Annotated in this window: 8 protein-coding genes; all 8 read left to right on the top strand. The window is 42.3% G+C overall.

The features are described 5' to 3' along the window. Positions 1-7: 7 nt before the first annotated feature. Complete coding sequence (locus tag IM797_RS20990; RefSeq protein ID WP_194129154.1) at positions 8-1,465, top strand: RagB/SusD family nutrient uptake outer membrane protein; 1,458 nt, start codon at positions 8-10, stop codon at positions 1,463-1,465. Between the two features lie 22 nt (positions 1,466-1,487). Continuing rightward, complete coding sequence (locus IM797_RS20985; RefSeq protein WP_194129153.1) at positions 1,488-2,408, top strand: hypothetical protein; 921 nt, start codon at positions 1,488-1,490, stop codon at positions 2,406-2,408. Between the two features lie 66 nt (positions 2,409-2,474). Continuing rightward, positions 2,475-3,605 (top strand): redoxin domain-containing protein, encoded by a 1,131-nt coding sequence (locus IM797_RS20980; protein WP_194129152.1) that lies wholly within the window; start codon positions 2,475-2,477, stop codon positions 3,603-3,605. Positions 3,606-3,664: 59 nt separating this feature from the next. Then, complete coding sequence (locus IM797_RS20975) at positions 3,665-4,330, top strand: RNA polymerase sigma factor (protein ID WP_228099007.1); 666 nt, start codon at positions 3,665-3,667, stop codon at positions 4,328-4,330. Positions 4,331-4,410: 80 nt separating this feature from the next. Then, positions 4,411-5,586: a FecR family protein gene (locus tag IM797_RS20970; RefSeq protein WP_194129151.1), complete on the top strand. Its 1,176-nt coding sequence runs from the start codon at positions 4,411-4,413 to the stop codon at positions 5,584-5,586. Positions 5,587-5,823: 237 nt separating this feature from the next. Continuing rightward, the gene (locus tag IM797_RS20965; RefSeq protein ID WP_194129150.1) at positions 5,824-9,258 is read left to right on the top strand and encodes a TonB-dependent receptor; all 3,435 of its coding nucleotides are present in this window, start codon (positions 5,824-5,826) and stop codon (positions 9,256-9,258) included. A gap of 1 nt (position 9,259) precedes the next feature. Beyond that, complete coding sequence (locus tag IM797_RS20960) at positions 9,260-10,657, top strand: RagB/SusD family nutrient uptake outer membrane protein (protein ID WP_194129149.1); 1,398 nt, start codon at positions 9,260-9,262, stop codon at positions 10,655-10,657. Further along, positions 10,650-11,849 (top strand): thioredoxin family protein, encoded by a 1,200-nt coding sequence (locus IM797_RS20955; protein WP_194129148.1) that lies wholly within the window; start codon positions 10,650-10,652, stop codon positions 11,847-11,849. Before IM797_RS20960 ends, IM797_RS20955 begins: the two co-directional genes overlap by 8 nt. Positions 11,850-11,869 lie beyond the last annotated feature (20 nt).

Raw genomic sequence — 11,869 nt, 5'->3', positions numbered from 1 at the left:
GATAGCCATGAAGAAAATATTGTATGTAAACCTGTTGGCATTGCTGCTGATCACTTTTAGCAGCTGTAAAAAGCTACTTGATATTAAACCGGTGAACAGCATGATGCCGGTTAGTGTGAAAGACTATGAATCACTGCTGATCGGCGCCTACCCGCGCACCGATTATTTTCTAAATACCGATTTAATGACCGACAATGCCTATGTCAATCTTAATTCCGGATCGGAGCCAGGTAAAACGCTTGAACCATGGTTTGTATGGTCCTCCAGTATGCTGGCCGATGGGGTAAAACAAGATCCTTATTGGGGACAACTTTACAAAACCGTATTTTATGCAAATACCATTTTAGATAATTTTTCAAGCAGGACACCTTTGCCTGAAGAAAAGCAGTTGTACGAAGTGGTGAAAGGGGAGGCTCATGCCCTTAGGGCCTACGCTTACTTTTACCTGGTAAATTGGTACGCAGATACCTATACGGCAGAAAATCTGCAAAAGCCAGGTGTGCCTATGCCCTTAACCGCGGTTGATGTCAATGTCAATGCCACAAATAATGTCAGGCAGCCTATCGAGGTGGTTTGGAAACAGATTGTCAAAGATATTGACGATGCATCCAAATTGCTGGCGGGGAAAACAGCAACCAGCAGGTTCAGGTTAAACGCCATGACCCTGCAATTGTTTAAAGCCCGCGTTGCTTTATTTATGGGCGACTACAATACCGCTATTGAGTCGGCCAAGGTGGTCATGGACGCAAGTCCGCTAACAGATCTCAATGGAATTCAAGCCAAAATCGATGAACTGGGAACAACGAGGGCTTTCACCTATGATTTCGGCTTCATTGATACAGATTACAATAAAGAAGTGTTGTTTTTTACTGGTGGCAAGGCAAATAACAACCTCTTTTATTATTCGGGTGCCCCATTTAAGCCGACCGAGGAATTATTGAATTTAACAAAACGCTATGGCGAACTGACGGATTATAGACAATATTTGTTCGATTCATTTGGTGTGCCAAATACTTCTGATGGCGTCACAAAAGGTAAAACAATGTATAAGATGTATGCTACGCAAAGCCGGGATTCTTACTATATCGGAATGAAGGCAAGTGAAGCTTATGTCATTTGTGCCGAAGCTTATGCCCGTACAAATAAACCTGAACTGGCCATCGCCAATCTAAACCTTATCTTACAAAAACGCATTAAAAAAGCCAGTTACGTGCCCTTAAAAAGTGTTGATTTTGCAGATCATGATGCGGTTCTAAAACGGGTTCTGGAAGAACGAAGGATTGAAATGGCTTTTGATGCTGGCCTGCGCTGGTTAGACCTACGCCGTTTGGGCAAGCCGGAGATTCGGCATAACTATAAAAATGGGGTCATTTATACGCTCAAAAAGGACGATCCCAAATACCTGTTGCAAATTCCACCTTCTGAGATCAGTAACAGTCCTGATATGCCCTTAAATCCAAGATAGTTATACCTAAAACAAGATGACCATGAAATTTAAAAACATATATGTGTTAACGCTCTGTTTAGCTGCATTTTTAGCCGCATGTAAAAAAGAGGAGCAGCCTGTTGCCTCAGAGAATCTTAATATTCCCCAGATGTTTGGGCCGGCTGCAGATGCAGATCCAACAGTAAAATCACTCTTCAATCAATATGGATTGTGGATCAGGATGGATTTTAAGGATGTTAAAGAGGTCACGAATGCCATCCTTTATTCAGATGTAAACAACAGGTTCGGTGCTACTAAAATAGATAATGATAAACGTGCCGAGGCAATCACCTTCACACAAAGTTTACTGTCCAATGTGTCTGATCAGTTTAGTAAAAGCTTTTTTCCTTTGGAGTTTTTTTATGTTAAAACCTATAATGGATCCTGGTGGGCGACAGATCTTCAAACCATTGGTCGTAGCAGGATTGTGATCACCTGGCCAAATAAAATGATTGGAGCGCTTCCGGTTGTTGATCCGGCAACACATTATTATAGAGATTCTGTGCTCACAAGGGCAATTTGGTCCAGTTTAGGAACAACGATTACCCCTAAAATGACTGCGCCTGTAGCAGGGTTTGAGTTGGCAGGTAAAGCTTATGATAACGGATTGGCTGTGGATAGAATCACAGATGACTATTATAAAGATTACGACCTGCAGAAGAGAGATGCTGCATACACCGAATTGGCCAACTCAGGTGGATTTATTACCGGGCAAGGTTCCCGTTCTTTCGATTCAGATTTTCCGCAATGGCTTGTCCTGCTCACAACCGAATCTTATCGCAATATCAAAAAGAACTACCTGGATAACAGCCCCAGAAGGGCTAAAAAATATGAAATTCTCATCAAATACTTCAATAGCTACGGTTGGGATATTCAAGCCTCAGGTAACCTGTACAGACAAAAATTAGACTTGTATAAATAATACGCTCCAGGAGTTGTCCGAAAAGCAAATTCGGACAACTCCTTGATTTTAAAATAACAAACACATATGAATAAATTCCTTTTAACATTGCTGTGCGCAGTTCCGGCTTTGGCCAATGCACAGAACGAAGCCTTTAAAATCAATGGCAAAATTGCAAATGCAGGCCCCAAAGCCAAAGTGTATTTAACCTACCGTGCAGCAGGATCTACTGTCAAAGATTCTACCCTCGTAAACCATGGTGCTTTTTCATTTCAGGGTGCTGTACCTAGTCCACTGGCTGCAAAACTAAGTTTTGATCATTCGGGTACCGGTATCAGTCCGGGTACTAAAAATCCGGATGTATTAACCATTTATCTGGACAAGGGAAACGTTAACGTTGCCGCCAAAGATTCCATTAAAAATGCTTTGGTATCCGGATCAAACATCAATACGGAATACCAGAAATACCAAAAATTCATTGCTGCGCCCGAAAAAATCATTACCGATTTGAATGCCGCCTGGGGGGCAGCTACTATGGAGCAAAAGCAAAACGAAGATTTTGTAAAAGGATTTCGCGATAAGCACAAACCTGCTGCGGAAGAGAAAGCCAGATTGCAACAATTGTTTATTGCTGCAAACCCCGACTCTTATTTTAGTTTAATGTCTTTAAAAGACATGTCAGCATACAATATGGATATTGCCAGGGTTGAACCAGCTTTCAATACATTGTCAGAAAGACTTAAAAAGAGTAAAGCAGGTGAGGATTTTGTTAAACTGATGAACATCGCAAAGTCAACAGCTATTGGTGCAATGGCTCCGGATTTTACGCAGAATGATGTAAATGATACACCCGTAAAATTGTCAGACTTCCGTGGAAAGTATGTACTGGTTGATTTCTGGGCTTCCTGGTGTGGTCCCTGCCGCGCTGAAAATCCCAACGTTGTTGCCGCGTATAACAAATTTAAAGACAAAAACTTTAGCGTATTGGGTGTTTCTCTGGATATGCCAGGTAAAAAAGACAATTGGTTAAATGCCATTAAAACAGATGGCCTAACCTGGACACAGGTAAGTGATTTAAAGGGATGGGCAAATGCTGCATCTCAAATGTACGGTGTTAAAGGAATTCCCCAGAACTATTTAATCGGGCCTGATGGTAAGATCATCGCTTCTAACTTAAGAGGCGAAGAGCTGCACAAAAAATTAGCTGAATTGCTATAGTATCATGCGATGCCAATGAAAAGGAAACACTACCGAAAGGTGGTGTTTTTTTATAGGCCTTGAACATCAACTCAGATTCCTGTACTTATGTTATCGATTCCTATTTACTATCTTTGCAGGGGGATTACGGTATGGCATCTAATTATGAATCTACTTCAGACACTGAACTTGTAGACTTGCTCAGGTCTGGAAATCGGTTGGCTTATACCGAAATTTATAATCGATATAAGATTGTGCTGCATACCCATGCCTATAAATGGATGCGTGACCGGGAAGAAGCCAGGGACATGATCCATGAACTTTTTACGTTTTTATGGGACAAACGGGCAGACATCCAATTTAATTCCAATCTCTCAGGTTATCTTTATGTATCCTTGAGGAATAAAATTTTCAATCGGGTATCACGTAAAAAAATAGAATCAGCATACGTCAGCTCTCTGCAAAGTTTCATAGATGAGGGCAACTGCGTCACCGATCACCTGGTACGGGGCAGATTGCTCGCCAAACTGATCGAAAAAGAAATTGCCGCACTGCCCCCTAAAATGCGCGAAGTTTTTGAACTGAGCCGGAAATATAACCTGAGCCATAAAGAAATTGCCGAACAATTGGGTTTATCCGATCAAACAGTAAGAAAACACATTCAGCATGCCCTTAAAATTTTACGTACAAGATTAGGGCTGTATATGTTTTTGGGGCAGATCATGATGGCAAAATATTTCCTGTAAAATTTTTTCATTTTTATTTACCCCATAAGCCCGGGCAGTTTGTCTTCCTGTATATAAGCACCATAGCGTTGCTTTAAATTATGGAAAGGATAGAAGCGAAAACGTTGTTGGCAAAATATGCGGCTGGAAAGTGTACGGAGCAGGAGATGGCTTTATTGGAAAGCTGGCACCTGAGCTATCCGCTTGATGAAGTTGAAAATCTAAGTATCGAAGCGCAAATGGATGATCTCGATCAGGTTTGGGCTTCCCTGCAACAAGAACAACAAGAACAACAACCAGCAAAGCCGGCAAATAAACCGGTTAAGTTATGGCCCAAAATTGCCATTGCAGCCGCTATTGTGCTGATTGGTGGACTTGCCCTGTTTTTCTATCTGCAACAATCAACTCAACAATCAACCAGGTTTGCATCTGATTTACCTCCTGGTAAAAACCATGCTGTATTGACGCTGTCCAACGGACAAAAAATAAGCCTTAGCGACACAACTCATGGATTGATCGCAGCGCAGGCTGGTGTATCCATTACAAAAGCCGAGGATGGAACGATTATTTACCACATCGAGCAGTCTGCCCACATCGCCGCCACACCAGCAGACAAGGCATTGCAGTACAATACCATCGCAACTCCCCGGGGAGGTAAATACCAGTTGAACCTGCCGGATGGGACTAAAGTCTGGCTAAATGCAGCCTCCGTATTAAAATACCCGGTAGTATTTGCGGCAAATGAACGGAGGGTAGAATTAACAGGCGAAGCTTATTTTGAAGTAACTAAAAATAAACACCACCCATTTCATGTTAAAACGGCGCAGCAAGATGTAGCAGTTTTAGGAACACATTTCAATGTAAATGCGTATAGCGATGAAAAAGAAGTTAAAACGACCTTACTGGAAGGCTCGGTTAAAGTAAGTGCCCTGAATACAAAACAGGCAACCGATGTGGTGTTGAAACCTGGTCAACAGGCTGCTTTAACAGCAAGCGGTTTTAATATTGCCAATGTAGACCTGGAAGAAGCAATAAGCTGGAAAAACGGAATGTTTGAATTTAACAACAGCGACTTGACCACCATCATGCGCCAGGCCTCCAGGTGGTATGATGTTGACGTAGTTTATGAAAATGGAATACCTGATGTGACGTTTAGTGGGGCAGTATCCAGAAATGTAAATGCATCAGCTTTTTTAGAGATGTTAAAATACCTGGATGTAAAATTCAGCATAGAAAAGAATGGGAATAACAGGCCTAAGCTTGTTGTTTCTAAATAATACAAATCAATGATAACCTTAAACCAAAACAAATGAAGAGACATTTACACCCAAAGTAACGCGCAAAGGGGTTAATGAATAAAAAACCGGGAAGCGTGTTGAAGCACCCTACCCGGTATAGACTTGGATTGCAGTCCTTGTCGCCGTTCAGTTAACCAGTTTAGCTTATCCCAATCAAAGCCGGGATAAAACATGTAGCAACAACGATTACTATCATCAACCAAACCTTACAAATGTATGTATTTTATTAATACTTCAAATGGTACGGGCAGGCCTGCCTTTGCGCCATATTTTAAACTTTTAAAAGGTGTAACTCAGCGTTTTTTGCTGATGAATACCTTAACCAGGAAACAGATTATTATGAGAATAAATCTCGTGGCTATTTTGATCACCATGTCCTTGATGCAGGCGGCAGCCAGTAGTTTTGGGCAGCTGGTAACCTTGCATAAAAGAGATGCAAGCCTTAATGACGTACTTAAAACCATACGTAATCAAACCAATTATACTTTTTTATACAACAGCGGCCTGCTTAAAAATGCACAGCCCGTATCTGTCAGTTTAGAAAAGGCAACATTGGAAGAGGCCTTAAAAGCTTGCTTTGAAAATCAGAACCTCACTTTTAAGATCATTGAAAAAACAGTCCTGGTTAAAAGAAAGGAGATCGGGTTTTTGGATAAAGTAGCCAGTTACCTGAATGCGATAGTCGTCAAAGGAAAAGTAACGGATGAGGGGGGCGGGCCATTGCCGGGAGCCACTGTACAAGTGAAAGGAACCAATAAAATGGCATTTACCAACAGTAAAGGAGAGTTTACCTTGAATGGCGTGGAAGAGGAATCGGTACTTGTCATTTCGTATGTAGGCTACGCGCCAAAAGAACTTAAGGCCAGAAAGGACCTGGGCGCTGTCGTTTTAAAAATGGCAGACGGTCAGTTGGAGGAAGTCAATGTCGCGGTAGGCTATGGGGCGGTTAGAAAACGCGATTTGACCGGAGCCGTTTCTTTGGTAAATGTAGAAGAGATGCAAAAACAACCTGCATTTAGCCTTGACGTTGCCTTAGCTGGTCGCGCGCCGGGTGTAATGGTGGTCAAATCATCGGGTGCCCCGGGTGCCGATGCTACCATCAGAATTCGTGGCGCATCTTCTGTGTTTGGTGTAAACGAACCTTTATATGTCATTGATGGTGTGCCCATTCAAATCGGACAAGGCAATGGATCGGATACGTACCGAAGTACCAAATCGTTTCAGATTTCTCCGCTGGCGGCGATCAATCCAGAAGACATTGAACGCATCGACATTCTTAAAGACGCTTCAGGAACTGCAATATATGGTTCTAGAGGAGCAAACGGGGTCATTTTAGTCACTACAAAAAAAGGAAAAGGCAAACCTTCACTGACACTCAGTTACCAGGGGATGACGGATCGGTTTGTCAAAGATTTTGACATGCTCACCTCAGATGAACTGTTTCAGGTCGCCTCAACAGCCTATAAAAATGCAGGTACGGTTTTTCCAGCTGATTTTTTACAATATAAAGGGGTGAGTACCGATTGGCGTAAGCTGGTTACCCGCAATAGTTATTCCAGTATGTTGAACCTGGGTTTACGTGGTGGCATTGGCAACGGGCAAACCAATTACGCATTCTCGGCCAGTATGAATAACCAGGCAGGCGTCATCAAACGCAGTAATATTGACCGCTATAACATTCGTGGTAATATCGAGTCGGAAATCGTGAAGACAGTCAAAGCCGGTGCAAATATAAATTACGCCAAAAACATCTCCAATGGTGCATCAAGCACTTATTATTATAACATCGCCAGTTACAGACCTGATATTCCTGTATTTGATGGCAATGGTAAATATGCAACAACCATTGATAGTGTTCAAGGCAATCCGGTAGCGAAATTGCTTTATACCGATAAACTTACCGGAGATAACCTGATGACCTCTTTGTTTGCCGAAGCAAGACCCTTTGAGTTTTTACGTTTAAGGTCTACCATTTCCTACAACCAAACGGACAACATCACGGTAAATTATACACCTGGATTCGATCCTTTCGAAATAAAAAATGGACGAAAAGGAAGCCGTAAAGATAACAACACCAAATTCAGTTCCTTAATTTTCGACAATACAGCTACGGTTGATAAATTCTTTGGAAAGCATTATTTAAATGCGATGATCGGTGCATCTTATACTTCCGATAAGAGTAATTCTACGAATTTAGAATCGGTTAATTTTCCTGATGATTTTGTCTTGAATAACCTGGGTTCTGCCGGCTCTATACAAGGTTATGGATCAGGAGGAAGCGTAAGCGGCTTGGAATCCTATTTTGCGCGCGCCAATTACAATTACAACGGCAAATATTATTTTACCTTTACCGCACGTAGTGATAAGTCGACCAAGTTCGGTCCCAATAACCAATGGGGATTCTTTCCTTCTGGTGCTTTCTCCTGGAGGATTTCAGAAGAACCCTTCCTGAAAAAATACCAATGGATATCGGATTTAAAATTCAGGGCTTCTACAGGTAAAACAGGTGCGGCAAATCTGGGCGATTTCCTTTACCGTACCTTCTTTTCTTCTACCGGTTCCAGCACATCATTCTACAATGGACAAAATGGTGTCATCCTCAATGGCGTGCCCAATCCGAGCATTCGCTGGGAATCAACCACGCAGACAGACATGGGCTTGGATTTCGCCTTTTTTAACAATAAACTTCGCGGAGCTGTGGATGTGTATCGCAAATACACCAGGGATTTGTTGTTGAATGTTGCCATTCCATTTGAAACAGGTGCAAGTACCCAAACCATAAATGTCGGTGACATTTCTAACAAGGGCTTTGAATTTGTAATCGGTGCCGATATCATCAACCAGGGTAAATTTAGATATACAACGGATATCAACTTTAACATGAATGTGGGGCGTTTAGAAAAACTAAATTCGGGGAAAGCTACGGCATTGAACGACTTTAAAGAAGGCGATGTACTGGGTAGCGTATTTGGCTATCGGGTGGCTGGAATTTTTCAGACACAAGACGAGATTAATGCTTTGAACCAGGCTTCTCCAACCAAGCTATATCAGGCAGCTAAAACAGCGCCCGGTGATTTTAAATTCGTGGATGTCAATGGAGACGGTCGTATTTCTGACAGTGATCGCGTGAAGCTGGGCAATGCCGAACCAAAATTCTTTGGCGGATGGAACCATGTGCTTCGTTATGGTGGATTGGAAGGTTCCTTCCTGTTCTATTTTGCCTGTGGTCAGAAACTACAAAATGCACCGAAAGCCAGCGCAGGAATTTATACCACCAATAAAAACTATTACCGGTCGCTCCTGAACGGATGGTCTGAGGATAATAAAAATACAGATCTGCCTAGAAATGTATTCGGAGATCCAAATCAAAATGCACGTACCTCTGATTACTTCATAGAGGACGGCTCCTTCCTGAAACTGAAAAACGTCCAGATCGCTTATTACATCAATCCTGCGAAATGGATGAAACAACAAGTCAACCAGATCAAATTATATGCAGGTGTATCCAATTTATTTATCCTGACCAGGTATGACGGGCCTGACCCGGAGAACAGTACCTCAACGGGTGCCGGACTGATAGCAGGGGGCTATGATTCTGGAATTTATCCTTCAACAAGAACATTCAATTTTGGTTTTAACATTATTTTCTAACATGAAAAAGAGCTATTTATCCTATGCAGTGGCATTTCTTTTTGCCTTATCGCTACAAGCATGTAGCCTGGTCGATGTAACCGATATTACGCCACCTTTCAAATTGAGCGAAGAAAACGTAATTACCGACATTCCATCCGCAAACAAAGTTTTAACGGGTACTTATGCACAATTGCATTCGTTTAGTTTGATTGTTGATCAACCCGGTGTTACGGGTTGCATGGGCTTGAGTTTTGACGTCAGCACCTCAGGCGGCAGTAGCTATCAGCAATTTGCAGACAACGATGTTAAACCTGATAACTCCGTTATTGGCGGTATTTATACCAGCTGGTACTACATCATTAACATGAGCAGTCACATCATCGAAAAGACCAGTGTTTTGACTACAAATGACCCCAGGAAAAATGAAATTATTGCCGAAGCCAGCTTTTTGAGGGCACTGGGTCATTTTTCATTGTTGAGGTTATACGGGCAGTTTTTTGACACCTCTTCTCCGTATGGAATTGTAACCTGGAATGCGCCGGCTAAAGATGTCGTTGCAAAACCCAGGTCTACCGTTAGTGATTCGTATGCTCAGATCGAGCAGGATTTAAAAATCGCGGTAGCAAATGCCCCCCAATATTCCACAGCAAAATTTGCGTCCAGACAAGCGGCCAATATGTTGCTTGCCAAAGTATACCTTTATAAAAAAGACTACGTCCAGGCTGCACAATATGCTGCTGCAACCATCGATCAACGCGGAAATGCAAAGCTGGAAGATAAATTTGCCGATGTGTTTAGCAAATGGTTCAATTCAAAAGAAGCCTTACTGGCGCCCCCTTTTGATGATAAAAATGAGCGTAACAACAAAGCCTTTGCTTTCAGGTCATACGTATTGCCTAAAATGTCTTATTTCAATTCGTTAGCAGGAGATCCAAGACAAACTGTTGTGGTTACTTTTACAACTACCACACCGGTTGCCACCAGGAACGGTAAATTTAGCAATACCACAATTAATGGTCAGGCTTTAACGGCCAATACAGAGTATTACCTAAGATTGTCAGAGGCGTATTTGATTTTAGCCGAAGCTTTAATCAGAACTGGAAATCCTGCTGATTTAGCTAAAGGCAGGGACATGATTAATGTGATCCGCGCCCGCGCTGGTGCAACTTTAATTCTACCTGCTGTGCAGACAAAGGCTGAATTGTTACAAATCGTCCTGAAAGAAAAACTAATGGAACTGGGTTGTGAGAGTGGGGAAGAATGGTACGATCTGGTTCGGTTTATGGTCGAAGGAGACCTCAATATCGCCAGCTATAAACCAAATGTGACCACCAAAACCAAATATATCATTCCCATTCCAATTGCTACTATAAAAGCTGCAAATGGTGTAGTTAAACAAAATCCCGGTTATGAATAGATTAAAATCCGTATTTACCTGTCTTTTCCTGTTTGTGGCCATAGGCTCACATGCACAGGAAGAAATCCAGTTCAACAATTCATGGACTGAAGCAAAAGAAAAAGCAATCCAATCCAGAAAACTCATTTTTATTGATTGTTATACCTCCTGGTGTGCACCATGTAAATGGATGGAAAAAAATGTATTTATCCTGCCTGTCGTTGCCAGATATTACAACGACAACTTTGTGAATTTGAAAGTTGACATGGAAAAAGGCGAGGGGATAGAAATGCGTAAAAAGTATAACGTGCAATCTTTTCCTACCTATTTGTTTGTCAACACCGCAGGCGATATCGTACACCGCACCGCGTCAAGGATGGAAGCCGACGCTTTTCTTGCGGAGGCAAAAAGAGCTGTAGATCCAAAAAGAAATACTGCGGCTTTGAAAGAGCAATACGACAAAGGGACTAGAGACCTGCCTTTTTTATTGGATTATTACCTGGCGCTGGAACGGGCAGATCGCAGTACAGCCGGTCAGCTTAGTGGAGAAATTGTAGCCAAAGTTACTGCGCAGGACTTGAACACTGAACTGGGCTGGAAAATTATCAAATCACTGGCCAGGACTGAAAATGATAAATTGGGCGCGCATTTTATGGCCAACCAGCAAGCTTACAACAATTGGAGTAAGGCCGAAGAAAGGGAACAGCTCAAAGACCGTCTAATTACCAGCACAATGTATGGATTGATCAGGACTGGTGATGAACAGACCTTTTTCGACAAGCTTGCTTATTTTAAGAAATCGGATAACATGGGCCGTAAAAAGCAAGGCGTCATGTTGGAAGCTGATTATTACCTGGAAAAGGGTAGGACTGACGATTATGTAAAATTGACTAGTGCGGCGCTGAAAAATGAATTAAAGGACGATGCAGATAAACTGAGCTTTCTGGCCAGAAGGGCTTCAGGAGGTAAAATGGGTAACGATCAGGCGTCGCCGGCTGTCATGCAGCAGGCTTATCAAATGGCTAAGCGTGCCGTATCGCTAGATCCGGAAGAATACAGCGTCCAGTCTACTTTTGCTTATGTATGCCTGGCGATGAAAAAGAAGTCCGAGGCACTTGCCGCAGCAAAAAAATCGAGAGCACTGGCAAATGCAGAGACCTCTAAAATTCAAAAACTTGCCCAGGAGTTATTGGATAAGGTAGAAGCACTCTAAAATTGTATATACCGACAAAA

The organism is Pedobacter sp. MC2016-24 (assembly GCF_015223055.1).
GTDB lineage: Bacteria > Bacteroidota > Bacteroidia > Sphingobacteriales > Sphingobacteriaceae > Pedobacter.
This window is presented reverse-complemented; position numbering and strand designations above follow the sequence as displayed.

Coding starts and splice junctions, on each gene's coding strand:
- IM797_RS20990 (WP_194129154.1), top strand. CDS start 8: ATGAAGAAAATATTGTATGTAAACCTGTTGGCATTGCTGCTGATCACT.
- IM797_RS20985 (WP_194129153.1), top strand. CDS start 1,488: ATGAAATTTAAAAACATATATGTGTTAACGCTCTGTTTAGCTGCATTT.
- IM797_RS20980 (WP_194129152.1), top strand. CDS start 2,475: ATGAATAAATTCCTTTTAACATTGCTGTGCGCAGTTCCGGCTTTGGCC.
- IM797_RS20970 (WP_194129151.1), top strand. CDS start 4,411: ATGGAAAGGATAGAAGCGAAAACGTTGTTGGCAAAATATGCGGCTGGA.
- IM797_RS20965 (WP_194129150.1), top strand. CDS start 5,824: ATGTATTTTATTAATACTTCAAATGGTACGGGCAGGCCTGCCTTTGCG.
- IM797_RS20960 (WP_194129149.1), top strand. CDS start 9,260: ATGAAAAAGAGCTATTTATCCTATGCAGTGGCATTTCTTTTTGCCTTA.
- IM797_RS20955 (WP_194129148.1), top strand. CDS start 10,650: ATGAATAGATTAAAATCCGTATTTACCTGTCTTTTCCTGTTTGTGGCC.